General features: G+C 51.2%; 18 protein-coding genes. 12 read left to right on the top strand and 6 right to left on the bottom strand.

Going from position 1 to position 13,699, the window contains the following annotated elements:
* The first annotated feature begins 11 nt into the window (after positions 1 to 11).
* Together JR338_00730 and ablA are read left to right on the top strand one after the other, a co-directional pair.
* Entirely contained in the window at positions 12 to 461 is a 450-nt protein-coding gene (locus JR338_00730) for a hypothetical protein (protein QRN83317.1), read from the top strand.
* Between the two features lie 95 nt (positions 462 to 556).
* Positions 557 to 1,894: a lysine 2,3-aminomutase gene (ablA, locus tag JR338_00725; GenBank protein ID QRN83316.1), complete on the top strand. Its 1,338-nt coding sequence runs from the start codon at positions 557 to 559 to the stop codon at positions 1,892 to 1,894.
* Positions 1,895 to 2,031: 137 nt separating this feature from the next.
* Here the strand turns inward: ablA and JR338_00720 are convergent, their stop codons facing one another.
* The gene (locus tag JR338_00720; protein ID QRN83315.1) at positions 2,032 to 2,352 is read right to left on the bottom strand and encodes a hypothetical protein; all 321 of its coding nucleotides are present in this window, start codon (positions 2,350 to 2,352) and stop codon (positions 2,032 to 2,034) included.
* 142 nt (positions 2,353 to 2,494) lie between these two features.
* Between JR338_00720 and JR338_00715 the strand changes: the two genes are divergently transcribed.
* Genes JR338_00715 through JR338_00705 form a run of 3 tightly spaced genes read left to right on the top strand, consistent with a single transcriptional unit; the run spans position 2,495 to position 4,487 of the window.
* Positions 2,495 to 2,836 carry a cyclic-di-AMP receptor gene (locus JR338_00715; GenBank protein QRN83314.1) on the top strand — a complete coding sequence of 114 codons (342 nt, stop codon included), beginning with the start codon at positions 2,495 to 2,497 and terminating at the stop codon, positions 2,834 to 2,836.
* Between the two features lie 8 nt (positions 2,837 to 2,844).
* Positions 2,845 to 3,108, top strand: a complete 264-nt coding sequence (locus JR338_00710) for a cyclic-di-AMP receptor (protein ID QRN83313.1) — start codon at positions 2,845 to 2,847, stop codon at positions 3,106 to 3,108.
* Between the two features lie 11 nt (positions 3,109 to 3,119).
* On the top strand, positions 3,120 to 4,487 hold the full coding sequence (locus JR338_00705) for an MFS transporter (protein QRN83312.1): 1,368 nt from the start codon (positions 3,120 to 3,122) through the stop codon (positions 4,485 to 4,487).
* A gap of 53 nt (positions 4,488 to 4,540) precedes the next feature.
* On the opposite strand, the gene JR338_00700 is transcribed toward JR338_00705, so the two are convergent.
* From JR338_00700 to JR338_00680, 5 genes are all read right to left on the bottom strand, one after another.
* Complete coding sequence (locus JR338_00700) at positions 4,541 to 4,780, bottom strand: TM0996/MTH895 family glutaredoxin-like protein (GenBank protein QRN83311.1); 240 nt, start codon at positions 4,778 to 4,780, stop codon at positions 4,541 to 4,543.
* Positions 4,781 to 4,793: 13 nt separating this feature from the next.
* Complete coding sequence (locus tag JR338_00695; protein ID QRN83310.1) at positions 4,794 to 6,152, bottom strand: permease; 1,359 nt, start codon at positions 6,150 to 6,152, stop codon at positions 4,794 to 4,796.
* A gap of 46 nt (positions 6,153 to 6,198) precedes the next feature.
* On the bottom strand, positions 6,199 to 6,519 hold the full coding sequence (locus tag JR338_00690; protein QRN83309.1) for a winged helix-turn-helix transcriptional regulator: 321 nt from the start codon (positions 6,517 to 6,519) through the stop codon (positions 6,199 to 6,201).
* Positions 6,520 to 6,666: 147 nt separating this feature from the next.
* On the bottom strand, positions 6,667 to 7,887 hold the full coding sequence (locus JR338_00685) for a hypothetical protein (protein QRN83308.1): 1,221 nt from the start codon (positions 7,885 to 7,887) through the stop codon (positions 6,667 to 6,669).
* Between the two features lie 14 nt (positions 7,888 to 7,901).
* Positions 7,902 to 8,288 carry a DUF2089 domain-containing protein gene (locus tag JR338_00680; protein ID QRN83307.1) on the bottom strand — a complete coding sequence of 129 codons (387 nt, stop codon included), beginning with the start codon at positions 8,286 to 8,288 and terminating at the stop codon, positions 7,902 to 7,904.
* A gap of 218 nt (positions 8,289 to 8,506) precedes the next feature.
* Here JR338_00680 and JR338_00675 point away from each other — a divergent pair, with 218 nt between their 5' ends.
* From JR338_00675 to JR338_00645, 7 genes are all read left to right on the top strand, one after another.
* Positions 8,507 to 9,145, top strand: coding sequence for an SGNH/GDSL hydrolase family protein (locus JR338_00675; protein QRN83306.1), 639 nt, complete (start codon positions 8,507 to 8,509; stop codon positions 9,143 to 9,145).
* Positions 9,146 to 9,294: 149 nt separating this feature from the next.
* Positions 9,295 to 9,708, top strand: a complete 414-nt coding sequence (gene msrB, locus JR338_00670) for a peptide-methionine (R)-S-oxide reductase MsrB (protein QRN83305.1) — start codon at positions 9,295 to 9,297, stop codon at positions 9,706 to 9,708.
* Positions 9,708 to 10,172, top strand: a complete 465-nt coding sequence (msrA, locus tag JR338_00665) for a peptide-methionine (S)-S-oxide reductase MsrA (protein ID QRN83304.1) — start codon at positions 9,708 to 9,710, stop codon at positions 10,170 to 10,172. The genes msrB and msrA overlap by 1 nt, the downstream gene beginning before the upstream one ends.
* Positions 10,173 to 10,358: 186 nt before the next feature.
* A complete protein-coding gene (locus JR338_00660) occupies positions 10,359 to 11,117 on the top strand; it encodes an NYN domain-containing protein (protein QRN83303.1) in 759 nt (252 codons plus the stop codon).
* Positions 11,118 to 11,192: 75 nt separating this feature from the next.
* The gene (locus tag JR338_00655) at positions 11,193 to 11,795 is read left to right on the top strand and encodes a bifunctional (p)ppGpp synthetase/guanosine-3',5'-bis(diphosphate) 3'-pyrophosphohydrolase (GenBank protein QRN83302.1); all 603 of its coding nucleotides are present in this window, start codon (positions 11,193 to 11,195) and stop codon (positions 11,793 to 11,795) included.
* Positions 11,796 to 11,816: 21 nt separating this feature from the next.
* Positions 11,817 to 12,845: a DUF2804 domain-containing protein gene (locus JR338_00650; protein QRN83301.1), complete on the top strand. Its 1,029-nt coding sequence runs from the start codon at positions 11,817 to 11,819 to the stop codon at positions 12,843 to 12,845.
* Positions 12,846 to 12,938: 93 nt separating this feature from the next.
* Positions 12,939 to 13,610 carry a Crp/Fnr family transcriptional regulator gene (locus JR338_00645; GenBank protein ID QRN83300.1) on the top strand — a complete coding sequence of 224 codons (672 nt, stop codon included), beginning with the start codon at positions 12,939 to 12,941 and terminating at the stop codon, positions 13,608 to 13,610.
* Positions 13,611 to 13,699: the final 89 nt, after the last annotated feature.

Genomic DNA, 13,699 nt, shown 5'->3' with positions numbered 1-13,699 from the left:
AAAGGATTCCAATGGATAAATCCATTCACCGGCAAATGGCTATCGACCTCTTCAACCTCACTTGGGACCTGATGGAAAAGACCGACCGGACCCAGGCCGAGACGGATCGGATGATCAATGCCGCTCATGCCTCACGGTACCATTGGGAAATTGCTGGTGAAGCGGTCAATATCGCCAGGGGTGAATGGCAGATCAGCCGCGTTTACGCTGTGGTAGGCAGATCGGAGCCCTGCCTCTATCACGCTGAGCGCTGCCTGCAGGTCACCCTCGAAAACAACCTTGTCGATTTTGATCTGGCTTTCGCCTATGAAGCTATGGCGCGGGCCTGTCACCTGACTGGTGACCTGATGGAAACGGCGAAATTCATCATCCTGGGGCAAGAGGCTGGTGAAAAAATCAACAGCGAAGAGGATCGGGAATATTTCTTCAAGGAGCTTAATACCATCGAATCCGAAACATAATAAAAATAACAGGCTCAGAACAGTGGGTTTCTCATTGACCTGAGCCTGGCAGCCATATTAGAATAAGGGCAATCAAAACCAAAGGAGATAAATTGATGTTACCTTTTCCGTCGAAGCGTGCCGCCGCCTTTGCAGACATTCCCGATGAAAAATGGAACGACTGGCGCTGGCAGCTCAGCCATCGGCTGAACTCAGTAGAGGATTTTGAACAGGTACTGACCCTCACCAAGAGTGAACGCAAAGCACTCAGTCAACCTGGCCTTTTTAGGGTGGATATCACACCCTACTTTGCATCTTTGATCGATCCAGATGACCCGCAGGACCCCGTCCGACGGCAGATCATCCCCACTGCAGATGAAATATCGACGTTCACAGGCGAAATGGGCGATTCCCTGGCGGAAGATGCTCACTCTCCTGTCCCCGGCTTGGTCCATCGCTATCCCGACCGGGTTCTGATGCTGGTCACCACCCAGTGCGCCAGCTACTGCCGCTATTGCACCCGTTCCCGGATCGTTGGCGATCCCACCCAGACCTTCTCTTCCAAGGATTTTGAAGCCCAACTGGATTACCTCCGCCGCACCCCTCAGGTCCGTGATGTGCTGCTCTCCGGTGGTGACCCATTAACCCTGGCCCCTCGCATTTTGGAACGCCTGCTTACAGCCCTGCGAGAAATCCCGCATATTGAGGTCGTTCGCATTGGCTCACGCGTCCCGGTGTTCATGCCACAGCGCATCACCAAAGAGCTGACCGACATGCTGCAGAAATTCCACCCGCTGTGGATCAATATCCACGTCAACCATCCCAACGAGATCACCGGTGAACTGGCGGAAGCCTGTGACAAACTCACTCGGGCGGGCATCCCTCTGGGCAACCAGTCCGTGCTGCTGGCGGGCGTCAATGATGACCCCACGATCCAGCGCCGTCTGGTGCACGATTTGGTTCGAATGCGGGTACGGCCCTATTACCTCTATCAATGCGACCTGGTCCACGGCGCCGGGCACTTCCGCACACCTGTCGGCAAAGGTATCGAGATCATCGAAGCACTGCGCGGCCACACATCCGGTTTCGCTGTCCCAACATATGTGGTGGATGCGCCTGGTGGCGGCGGGAAGATTCCTTTGAACCCGAATTACCTCATCAGCTATTCGGACCACAAGGTTGTCCTGCGAAACTATGAAGGCTATATCACCACTTATGAGGAGCCGACCGATTATAAGCCGATAGACCCGGCCCTGGTAGCGCCCTTCAAAGATGAAACATTGGAACCCGGCCAGAGCGGTGTCTTCGGCCTTCTGGAAGGCGAAGAGATGTTCCTCAAGCCGCATGGCTTTGATGAGCTGCATAACCGGGGCGGCGGCGTTCACCGTTTGCGAGAGAACAAAGAAAAGTGGATCCCCCGCGGTATTGGGGATGGCAAACAGGAAGATGAATAACTAGATTATAAATAAAACAAAAATCCCGGTCTTTTCACCGGGATTTTATTTTTTAGGTCACTGCATGGTGAGGCCCTCAGGCCTCACCTGCGTGACAATCAATGAGAAGTCACGCTGTAAGCGTAACCTACGAATTATTATCGCGTTGGGGGAAGTGGGTCATCCGCTGAAGCACCAGTGGGTTCCCGTTGGTCATAGGGATCTTTTGACTTTCGCGTGAAGAGCCAGACCACAAATAAGATTATCGGGACGGCAATCGCCAGCAATGCAAGGAGGATCGCCCCACCGCTCAAAACCATATCCCAAATGTAATCTTCCTGGCTCACGACATTGCCAGTTTGCAGCACATCAAAGAAGGCATTAACCCCAGGAATTAATAACGCAAAACCAGGACAAGCGCAAATAAATATGGAAACCAATAAGACGATCAGCAGCGTGGAACGTTTTTTATTGCTCATGTTTACCTTATGTATTAAAGGGCGGTTAAATCCGATTTTACCACGAAGCTTTTCTTGCCCAAGAGGGTTATTTGCTCTATTGTTATGATAATCTTATTGTAAAATGAAAGCAGTAAATTATCTATTGATCTGGAGATGAGGCATGCCCGACCCGGATATTGACCTTTTAGTTTTGATCGTTGTTTCGCTCTCCCAATCCAAAAAGCTGGAAGCGAACCTCAATCGTCAACATTTCTACTTCACTACCATCGACAGCGCGAGCAGCCTGTTCCATGAGCCGACAGTGTGCTTGCTGCTGGGACTGAAACATGAACGTCTGGATACACTCAAAACTCTGGTGCGCAAATACTGCCAGCCATATCGCAAGTTCATCCCGGTTGAAATGCGTTCGATGCGAGAACTTGGGTCACTGCCGGTTATGGAGAGCCAGGAAGGTGGTGCAACCCTCTATGCCTTGCCCATTGAAGAATTCAATCAGATCTGAGGTTTCCGATGAAGTTGATGACCATCATCATACAAGATAAGGATAGCGACCGCGTGCTGGAAGCTTTGGTCGGAATGGATTTTTCGGTAACCCGTCTGACAAGTACCGGTGGTTTCCTGCGGAAGGGCAATGTAACCCTTTTGCTGGGTCTCGAAGCCAAACAGGTGGACTTGGTAATTGACATCGTCAAGAACAGGTGCACAGTTCACAAACCTAATCTACATGCTGCAACAATTTTCGTGCTGGATATGCCCGAATATATGAAAGTTTGATCTCGGGTGAAATGAATTTTCAAAATTTTTATGTACGATGGGCGCGGTTCAAGCGTCATTTTATCCGATTTACCTGGGGTGGAGCCTGGGCTGCCATGCTGCCAGAAGGTCAGCGCCGGAACCTGACCCTCTTCTTCTTCGATGGTCTCTTCTCCGCGGCAAGTGACAAGATCATCCTAACCTATCTTACAATCTATCTATTAGATTTGGGTGCTTCCAGCCAACAAATCGGCCTGCTCAGTTCCCTGAGCAACCTGGCCGCAGCACTGTTATTGCTCCCCGCCGCCATGCTGGTGGAGCGGACCGGCGAACGCAAGAAAACCACCCTCTGGGCATCCGGTGGCAGCCGGTTAATGCTCCTGCTGATCGCCTTGCTGCCCATGATCTTTGTGCCAACCGCCGGGCTGATCTGGGTTATCCTGGGTATGGCCTTGCTCCGTGAGACTCTCAATAACTTTGCCTATCCCGGCTGGGTCGCCCTCACTGGGGACATCATCCCCCTGGAAGGCCGGGGACGCTACTTTGGCACCCGCAATTTCATTATGGGGGTCTCAGGCATCGTTGCTGCCCTGGTCGTCGGCAATCTCATCACGGCCATTGGGTCCCCGCTGGGATATGAACTGGCTTTTCTCGCGGCGGTTGTCCTCGGGATGGCCTCCATGTATTTCTTCAGTCGGCTAAGAGATCACAACCAGGAAAATGGAACCCTGCGGACCGAACACAGCTCTCTATCGCAGATTTTCCAGTCCGTCAAAGGCCAAAAAGCCTTCTTACTCTTCTGTGCTTTTACGGCCTTCTGGAATTTCTCTCTCAATATCGCCGGACCTTTCTTCAATGTCTATATGGTGGATACCCTGAAAATGTCCGCTGCCACCATCGGTGTGATCACAGTGACCAACACCGTCGCCAATCTGTTGGTGCAGCGCAAGATTGGCGCTCTTTCGGATAAATGGGGCAATCGTACGCTGGCAATCATCACCCTTTTCCTGATCCCCTTTATCCCCCTTGTTTGGGGCCTGTGGGCCAAGACAGCATGGCAATTGATCCTGATTGAAATCTTCAGCGGTGCGCTTTGGGGCGCTTTTAACCTTGTGAGCTTCAATATCCTGTTGACCCAAACGCCCCCGGAAAAGCGAGCTCGTTTCTCCGCACTCTACCAAATCGTGGTGACCCTTTCATTGGCTGGCGGTGCGGCACTGGGATCTCTGCTCTTCTCCACCATCGCCTTCAAAGGCGTGGCGGTTCTCTCCGCTATTGGCCGCTGGCTGGCAGGGCTGCTCTTCCTGATCCTCGTCAAGGAAGTCACTTTGCCCTCCCCCGTTGTCCTCGACGAACCCGAGGAACAATTGGACAACCCTCTTGAAGAAAATTTAAATTAATAAAGGCTGCTGGACTGAAACCCAGCAGCCTTTTTAGGATGGAGATAATTTTATTATTTAGCCGCGTCCAGCCATTCCCGAATTTCTGATTTTTCGGGGATCCGGCCAAAGCACATTACTTTTTCATCAATAACCAACGCCGGGGTGGACATCACATCATATGCCATGATCTCCGCCATATCCTTCACCTTGATTAATTCCGGCTCAAGACCCATTTCTTCAGCCACAGCTCGAGTCTCTGCTTCCACTCGCTTGCATTTCGGACAGCCGCCGCCTAAAACTTTGATAATCATTTCCATTCTCCTTTTATTTGATAAACCAGCCAAAGATGAGGCCGGATAGTGTGCTGAATACGGTTACCATGGATACATACACCGCAGTTTTTTTCTTGCCAATTACGGAATTGGTGATCAGGATCGATTGCAGGCTCAATTCCGGATCAGCCAGAAGATAGGCCAATAGCGGTCCACGGTGCATACCCAACGAAAGGAAAGTCTGCGCCACCGGCACCTCAACCAGGGTCGGGAAGTACATGAACACGCCGAAGAGTACCGCAACCAGGTTCGCCCAAATGGTATTCCGTCCGGCAAGCGTCTGGATCCATGAAGCGGGGATCAACGCCCGGGCCATGGAAGCAGCAAAGACGCCTATGATCAACAACGGGATGATCTGCTTGACGAAGCGCCATGTTTCCCACAGCCATTCCTGCCGCTCTGTGGCCGAGAACACTTTCGCACCCATCCACCAGATCGCACCGAAAAGCGCAATTTCCGAAATCAAACGGCCATTGACGCCCAGGGCCAGGCCAGCCTCAGTCACGGAGACACCCAACGAAGCCACAACGAGGGTCAACGTGATCAAACCCAGGGTTAGGAAAGTCCAACCAGAAAGCCCCTCTTCCACGTTCTTAAAGCCTTTAATGGAAGCCAATCCGATCAACACCAGCAGTCCGATCAACAGCAGACCGTGAACAGAAACACCCTCAATCCCCAACGCGGGATTGGGTGGGATCAATCCGTTCAGGCTCTCTTGAAGGGTCATTGCCCAGGTGCCTGGCAAATTGATCGAGAAGATCACATCGCGCAGCAAACCGACCTGCAGTGTCCCGGCAATCAACACACCGAGAAGCAGCAGGAAGAAAACTACCACCCGCCCTGGAATGGTTGCCTTAGCATTGAAAACCTGGCTTTCCGCCGCCTCTTTAGCATGGTCAGCATCATCCTTGCGGAAGACCCAGGCCATTACCAAACCTATCAGAATACCAAAAATGATGGAAAGAATGATCCGAGCCAGGGCAATGTCCATCCCGATCTGAACGCCGGTGAAGGAAATCGCCAGGATATTCACCGCCGGACCCACGAATAGGAAGGTCACAGCTGGGCCGATCCCTGCGCCCTTCTTATAGATGCTGGCAAAAAGCGGCATGATCGTGCAGGAACAGACCGCCAACAAGAAGCCGCCCAAGGCCGAAGCCGGATAGGAAATCCAGGGCGAAGCATCCCGTCCGAGGAAACGTGTGATCGCTTCCTTTGGCAGAAGGGCCGCCAGCGCACCGGCGATGAAAAAGGCCGGCAGCAAGCATAATAACACATGCGCTGCAAGGTAAGCGGCCAGGCCGCCCAACCCTGCTTGCAGTAAACCACTAAGATAACTAAAAATGTTCAAGCGAACTCCTTATATATGTTTTTCTGCATGTAATCCGCTAAATTTTTTATTTCTCCCCGGAACAAAAAGGGCAATTGCAATTCGGTAAATGATGCGGTCCTTCGGCTTTTCCCAAAGTTTGGTCCAGCACATCTCTCACCAGGTCATCATGGAGGTAATAATAGACATTTTGGCCATCTTTCTCATCCACCACCAGGTCCGCTTCCCGCAGGATACGCAGCTGTTGAGAGATATAGGCCTGAGGGCGGCCGGTCAGGGCCTGCAGGTGGCAAACGCAGGATTCGCGTCTGCGGAGCTCATCCAAAATCTGCAGCCGGACAGGATGGGATAGCAATTGGAAAATGTCAGAAGTTGATGTGTAGGTCATAATATTCAAAGAATAATATATATATTTCTCTGCATATAATAATCCCGATCACAGCCCATGTCAACATGACTTTCCTCCTGCAGAAAAAAAGGCGTCCAAATGGACGCCTTGATGAGTCTTAGAATGCAATGCAGTTTAGGCTCCATCCTAGCCGTTTTTCAAAACGGTCTGGACCTCTTCCACCTTCACGCCAGCCCTGAAAGCCTTGATAATTTCCCTTTCCTCCACGATGCCGGCAGCTTGCATTCCCTTCACATATTCGGCGGGTACACGATACTGATAAAATCCACCGATGTCCCCAGGACGCCAATTCGACAAACCTGCCTGCCGGTAAGCCACCGGGAACTCTGGCGGCATCTTGTGGATCCTGGCAGTGATGATATCCCGCAGCGTGAGCCCTTCCAATTCATCAATCAGGAAGGATTGCACAAACTCAGCGCTCACCCGGTGGATCCGGCATTCCACCAAATCTTCTATGGAGAAATCCAGGCCGGTGGAACGCATTTTGCGGATATATTCCGGCCTTACCCGGTGGATGGCGCATTCTACCAGATTATCGCGGTCAAAGTCTTCAACGCCCAGATCATAATATTCACGTACTACTTCTGGGGAAACCCTGTGAATCCGAAACTCAACCACATCATCCAGGCTGACATCCTCCCCCAACACGTCACGAAAAGCCTTGAGCAGTTTGGCAGATACATTATGGATCCGAAGCTCCACGAGCTGGTCCATCCGCAGATCCGTCAAACCCAAATCTCGAAATTCACAGATAAACTCAGGGGTGATCTTGTGAATCCGGCACTCAACCAATTCATCCGTGGTCAAGTCCTCCAGGCCGGCTTCCTTAAATTCTTTGATCATCTCAGGACGCACCCGGTGAATGGCAAATTCCACCAGATTATCCATTGGCAGATCTACATATCCCAATTCAGTGAACTCCCTGACCACCGCTGGAGTTACCTTGTGAATCCTGGCGTTGACCAATTCGTCAATGTTCAGGTCCTTCAAGCCTGCATCAATCATTTCACGGATATAGCCTGGGGTCACCTTGTGAATGGTAACCGATTCCCAATCATCCAAATCTTTCGGTGCCACGCCTAACTCATAAAATTCGCGTACTCCTTCCGGAGTCAGCCCAAAACTGCGGAGCTGATTCAACTCGTCAAAATCCACATCATTCAATCCGACGTCTTCCAACGAGGCCCGTAAATCTGCAATTCTGCGGGTATCCCTGGCCTCATAGGGCGTACTTTGCTTGGGATGGCTTGCTTTCAGAGCTTCCAAAAGCTCAACACCCTCATCCGGTGAAATCTTTCCGGATGAGACCATATCCAATATAGCCATCACATCCATTTCGTTTTCCATTGCGTACTCCTTTGTTATTGATTTTCCTTCCCCAGTTGACGCAATAGTTCTGCCGCCTGATGGACATCAATTTCTTCAGCGCTCAGCTTTGCCAGGATATCCTTGCGCTCATCGCGCAGATTCCGCTCTACTGGCTCCGATTCAAGATCCATCTCCTCAATCACTTCATCCAATCGCCGCCGGATCGCCCAATAGGATTGACCGGTATTCCGTTCCATTTCCTTGACGTTCCCGCGGTTGAGAATGAAGGTTTCAAGAAATTTCAGGCTCTCGGCCGATAACCTGAAAAGGGGGCTCAGATCATATCTCCCCATCACAACCGTATCACATTCAGTACAACTAAGTTGAGAGACCTGAAGTGGGGCTGAACAACTGGGACATTTATGGGGTAAAGCGCTCATGAGTGACTCCTTATGGTCAGAGAATAGCATATTTTTGGGAAGTTGTCAAATATTTTGGTTATTTAACCAAATATTTTGATTTCCACTTCTCCGGTACAGCCCATTAACCGGTCGTTGGGCCAGGTTCAGTTGCACCAAGCATGATTATAATAAAAAATATAGTCAAAAAAAGGTAATTGCATTCCCGTATTCGCCCATCCGAGACAGGAGAATTGAGAATGACCCTGATATTCAAAGCCAAACAGACCATCGAATTCATCGGCGACAGTGTGACCGATTCCGGACGCAGGGATTTACCTTTTGCCCCCCTCGGGAATGGCTATGTCTGCAAGATCCAGCAATTATTACAAGCAGGTTATCCGGAACTTAAATTATCCGTCCTCAATAAAGGCGTGAATGGCGACCGTGTCACCAGCCTGAAGGATCGCTGGGCAGAAGACGTGATCGCTGTCAATCCTGATTGGCTCTTTATCCTGATCGGGGTCAATGATGTCTGGCGCTTTTTTGAGTTCGACCGCAGAGAAGCTGTTCCCCTGCCGGAATTCGAGAAGGTCTACCGCGAATGTCTGAGGGAAACCGTGGCCAACACGCAATCTCAGGTCCGACTGGTGTCCCCCTTCCTGGCAGAAACCAATCACGAAGACCCCTTCCGGGCAATGCTGAGTGATTACCAGGCCGCCATTGATCGCCTTGGCGAAGAATTTGACCTCTCCGTCATCCACCTGCAGCCTGCCTTCGACTGGGCCATGCTTTCCCAGCCCGCTGATTTCTGGACCGCAGACCGGGTGCACCCCACGGATGTCGGCCACATGCTGATCGCCCTCACCATCCTCCGGGCATGCGGTTTCCGCTTATAAATTACCATTTTCTCCAATATAAAACAGAGGCTGCCTTTCGGCAGCCTTTTTAAATGGCTTATCGAAGCAGTATATTTACAGATTTATTTTACCATTATTGTCATATTAATGGTAAAATATATATAAATATTGCGAAAGAGCAGGCTTAGATGATAGAGAGAATCACCAAAACCGATGAAGAATGGCGAGCGCAGCTGACCGAGGAACAATATCAGGTCACCCGGCGTAAAGGCACCGAACCGCCCTTCTGTGGGGCATTTTATGACCACAAGCAGGACGGCACCTATTACTGCGTTTGCTGCGGGCTGCCGCTCTTTTCCGCCACCCACAAGTTCATCTCCGGTACCGGCTGGCCAAGTTTCTTCCAACCCGTCGCTGAAGATCATATCCTGTATCATCCCGATAACAGCTACGGCATGCGGCGGACGGAAATCGCCTGTGCCCGCTGTGACGCCCATCTGGGCCATGTTTTTAACGACGGCCCCAAGCCAACGGGCTTACGGTATTGCGTGAATTCGGTTTCTCTACGCTTTGAACCCTTAATAAGTAAGGAGGCTGAATAATGTCCATCAAAAGTGCCACTTTTGCAGCAGGCTGCTTCTGGGGTGTTGAAGATAAACTTGGCAAGATCCCAGGCGTCCTGGAAACAATGGTCGGCTATACCGGCGGCGAGGTTAAAAACCCCACCTACCGGATGGTTTGCACCAACCAAACCGGGCATGCTGAAGCCGTTCGGGTGAGTTATGACCCGGACAAAATCAACTATGAGACCCTGGTCAGGCGTTTCTTCGAGATCCACAACCCCACCACCTTGGATCGTCAGGGGCCGGATATCGGCAGCCAATATCGCTCCGCCATTTTCTATCATAACGACGAGCAGCGCCAAATTGCGGAACGCGTTTTGGAAGAATTGAACCATTCCGGCAAATTCCCCTTCCCAATCGTGACCGAAATTGTCCCTTCCGGTGATTTCTACGAAGCCGAAGAATATCACCAGAAATACTACGCGAAAAACCGAACCCACTAACCCTAATTTTTCGGAAAGGGTTTATCAGCCAGGTGCCTTGTTCGCACCTGGCATTTTAGTTAATTCAATTTACATCCAATAAGGTATGATAAGATTAATCGAAACAACACAGCAGACAATATAACCAATAAAAAAACACGGAGTCTGACTGTTGGTCGGCTCTATAAGGACAGGTATAATTTATCTATGGCAAGACACAACCAAATTTCACAAGACACACTCGAGGATATTGAGCGTCGAATCGCCATTCTAATTGATGGTGATAACGCCCAGGCGACCTTGATCGAAGAGATCCTGGTGGAAGCCGGTAAATACGGCAGCGCCACCATCCGCCGGGTATATGGCGATTGGACCACCCCCAACATGAATTCCTGGAAGGACACTCTGAACATTCACGCCTTCCAACCCATTCAGCAATTCCGTTACACGGTCGGCAAGAACGCCACCGACAGCGCCATGATCATCGACGCAATGGATATCCTCCACATGCACCAGGTGGATGGCTTCTGCCTGGTTTCCAGTGACAGCGATTACACCCGCCTGGCAACTCGGATCCGGGAAAGCGGCCTCTTAGTAGTGGGAATTGGCCGGAAGAGCACCCCGCGAGCTTTCGTTAGCGCATGCAACGTATTCATCTATACGGAAAACCTGCGTCGCCGAAGCCGGAATGGCAGCAATGGGAAGGGCAAAACCAACCACATGAGCGCCCAGGAGCGCGAACTGATGGATATGATCAGCCAGGCTGTAGATATGGTTGGCCCGGACGATGACGGCTGGACCCGGCTCTCAGAAGTCGGTACAGCGCTTCGCCGGATTGACCCCGGCTTTGACCCCCGCACCTACGGTTCTCGCCAGCTCAGCCACATGGTGAAGAGCCAGAGCCAGCAGATCGAAATGCGCAAGGTGGCTAACGGCGCCATCATTGAGATCCGCCTGAAAGATTAATCATTCTATTTTGACCAACTCCGGTGCAGCTCAGGCTGCACCGCTTGATTATTAATCACGATCCAGGGGAAATAGATGCCCGATGGAATTCAGGTAAACGCCCTTCTTTCTGCAGCGATCTTTGCCGCTAAAAAACACCGCGGCCAGGTGCGCAAGGACCAGCGCAGCTCCCCCTACATCACCCACCCCCTCACTGTCGCTCAAATCCTATGGGAAGTGGGCGGCATCCAAAATACTGAAATACTCTCAGCAGCCATTCTGCACGATACCCTTGAAGATACATCCACAACCCGAACTGAACTCGCCAGCCGCTTTGGGGATTTCGTCCTGACAATTGTCCTCGAAGTCACGGATGACAAATCCCTTCCTAAGATTGAACGCAAACGTCGTCAGGTCCTGCATGCACCAGATCTATCTCACCCAGCCCGCCTGGTCAAACTTGGGGATAAGCTGGCCAATTGCACTGACGTGCTTGAATTACCCCCTAATGGTTGGAACCTGAAACGGCGGCGGGATTACGTCCAATGGGCAGCCGATGTCGTCTCCCAGATCAGAGGGGCTAGCGCCGCCCTTGAAAACGCCTTTGACGCCGTCCTAATTGAGGCTGAGACAGAGCTTAAATTCCAGATTCAACCCTTTGAAACCATTCACCAGCGCCCCTGGGGCTGGCCTATCTAATTTTCACTTCAGGAGAGATCTTTGAACACCAAAAACCCGGAACCCGAACTTATCGAACCCGTCAACCTTTGTGACGACAAAGGCAACCTGAACCCGGCCGCCGTTGGCTGGAGCCGCCATCCTCTGCATCACTGCAACCTCAAAGGGCACTGGCTACGCAAAAAACAATGGAATTATTGGGCGATTGTCAGCCCAACCCACCTGTTCTCCGTCACCTTATCCGATGTGGATTACCTCGGAATGCCCTTTGTCTACCTTCTTGATTTTGAAACCAAAGCCTTTGTTGAGAAAACCCTGCTCAATCCCTTTGGCGGCGGTATCGAAATGCCCCCAGAGGTAGCCGCGGACGTTCGGGATAACAGCCCCGCCATGCCAGTTGCCCTGCTGCAAAACGATCAAGGCGTACAGATCAAAGTAAGCTGTCCGGATTTTGAAGGGAAACCGCTTGAGGTGGACATCCAGGTCTACTATCCAGAAAACCACGAATCACTCAATGTCGTCATCCCCTGGTCATCCAACCGCTTCCAATTCACCAGCAAACAAAACACCCTCCCCGCTGAGGGCACGGTGAAGTGGGGCGATGAGGTCATCACCTTCAGCCGTGAAGACACCTTCGCCTGTTTGGATTTTGGTCGCGGTGTTTGGCCCTACGAGTGCTTCTGGAACTGGTCCAGTTTTTCCACCCGCCTGGCGGACAGCCGGACGGTGGGCGTGAACCTGGGTGCCGGCTGGACCGATGGCACAGGGCTGAACGAAAACGGCCTCTGCCTGGATGGAAAGCTGTTCAAGCTCAGTGAAGATGTCGCTTTCACCTATGATAATCAGAACTTCATGGCTCCCTGGAAGCTCACAACCACTGAGACTGACCGAGTCAACCTGGTCTTCACCCCCTTCTTCGAGCGCACCGCCAAAACCGATGCTGTCGTGATTCGGTCTGAAGTGCACCAGATGATCGGCCGTTTCAGCGGTACCGTGAAATCGGATTCGGGCGAAGTTTACCAGATTGAGGATGCCATCGGCTGGGCGGAGGATCACCACGCAAAGTGGTAAAAGACCAGAAATAGTCCTCTGGTAATCTCGACAACTTAAGTATTCCGGTCTGGTAAAATGAATCAAGTCTCGGTTAATTAGGATTCCACCTGCATGAATGACCCTGATCTCGACAATTTTCCACTCTTTAGGCAGCTATCACCGGAAACCCAACGTGCGATTGAGGCACGCCTGATTCCGCGTCACATCTCCTGTGGAGAGATCCTGTTGATTGAAAAAGAGCCTGCGGAATACGGTTACTTCATCCGTTCGGGGATTTTGCGCACTATCCGGACGAATTCTGAGGGGCGCATTCAGGTGTTAGCCAGGTTTTCCCGCCCCGAGCCTGTAAATATCATCTCCTTGCTATCCAACCCACAACACAATCGAGCCACTATCGACGCCCTGAGTGATGTCGACCTCTATGCCGTCTCAGCAGCGGATTTTGATTATCTCATCACGAAATACCCTGATTTTTCGACCCGACTATTGAAGCAATTAGCCGGTAGGATTGGAAATCTGACAGATAAGATCACCAACCTGTCTCTTTTTCCCGTGCGGACAAGATTGGCGCGATTCCTCCTACAACTCGCTGATAGTCTCCATCCCAATGCCAATGGCTGGACCCAAGATGAGATTGCTGCTGAAATCGGCACCACTCGGGACATTGTGGGGCGTATACTCCGAGAATTTGAACAGGAGAATCTCATCACAAAGGACCACTCCGAGATTCTCCTATTGGATAAAACCAAGCTGTATCAGATCGCTGAACTTCCGCTGCCCTAGCCCAAAATTTTTATTCATCCCAGACTCCTGCATAATCTGACTTAAGTCGTATTCTTATTTGGATATATTTGATACTATTTATATAGATT

This window comes from Chloroflexota bacterium, from assembly GCA_016887485.1.
Lineage (GTDB): Bacteria > Chloroflexota > Anaerolineae > Anaerolineales > Anaerolineaceae > Brevifilum.
The sequence above is the reverse complement of the archived record's forward strand: the minus strand, read 5'-3'. Positions and strand labels throughout refer to the sequence as shown.

Bases quoted from the DNA above. Each gene is read 5' to 3' on its own strand.
- JR338_00715 (QRN83314.1), top strand. From the start codon at position 2,495: ATGCCCGACCCGGATATTGACCTTTTAGTTTTGATCGTTGTTTCGCTC.
- JR338_00710 (QRN83313.1), top strand. From the start codon at position 2,845: ATGAAGTTGATGACCATCATCATACAAGATAAGGATAGCGACCGCGTG.
- JR338_00720 (QRN83315.1), bottom strand. From the start codon at position 2,352: ATGAGCAATAAAAAACGTTCCACGCTGCTGATCGTCTTATTGGTTTCC.
- JR338_00675 (QRN83306.1), top strand. From the start codon at position 8,507: ATGACCCTGATATTCAAAGCCAAACAGACCATCGAATTCATCGGCGAC.
- JR338_00705 (QRN83312.1), top strand. From the start codon at position 3,120: ATGAATTTTCAAAATTTTTATGTACGATGGGCGCGGTTCAAGCGTCAT.
- JR338_00700 (QRN83311.1), bottom strand. From the start codon at position 4,780: ATGATTATCAAAGTTTTAGGCGGCGGCTGTCCGAAATGCAAGCGAGTG.
- JR338_00690 (QRN83309.1), bottom strand. From the start codon at position 6,519: ATGACCTACACATCAACTTCTGACATTTTCCAATTGCTATCCCATCCT.
- JR338_00680 (QRN83307.1), bottom strand. From the start codon at position 8,288: ATGAGCGCTTTACCCCATAAATGTCCCAGTTGTTCAGCCCCACTTCAG.
- JR338_00730 (QRN83317.1), top strand. From the start codon at position 12: ATGGATAAATCCATTCACCGGCAAATGGCTATCGACCTCTTCAACCTC.
- msrB (QRN83305.1), top strand. From the start codon at position 9,295: ATGATAGAGAGAATCACCAAAACCGATGAAGAATGGCGAGCGCAGCTG.
- JR338_00685 (QRN83308.1), bottom strand. From the start codon at position 7,887: ATGGAAAACGAAATGGATGTGATGGCTATATTGGATATGGTCTCATCC.
- JR338_00660 (QRN83303.1), top strand. From the start codon at position 10,359: ATGGCAAGACACAACCAAATTTCACAAGACACACTCGAGGATATTGAG.
- JR338_00655 (QRN83302.1), top strand. From the start codon at position 11,193: ATGCCCGATGGAATTCAGGTAAACGCCCTTCTTTCTGCAGCGATCTTT.
- JR338_00645 (QRN83300.1), top strand. From the start codon at position 12,939: ATGAATGACCCTGATCTCGACAATTTTCCACTCTTTAGGCAGCTATCA.
- msrA (QRN83304.1), top strand. From the start codon at position 9,708: ATGTCCATCAAAAGTGCCACTTTTGCAGCAGGCTGCTTCTGGGGTGTT.
- ablA (QRN83316.1), top strand. From the start codon at position 557: ATGTTACCTTTTCCGTCGAAGCGTGCCGCCGCCTTTGCAGACATTCCC.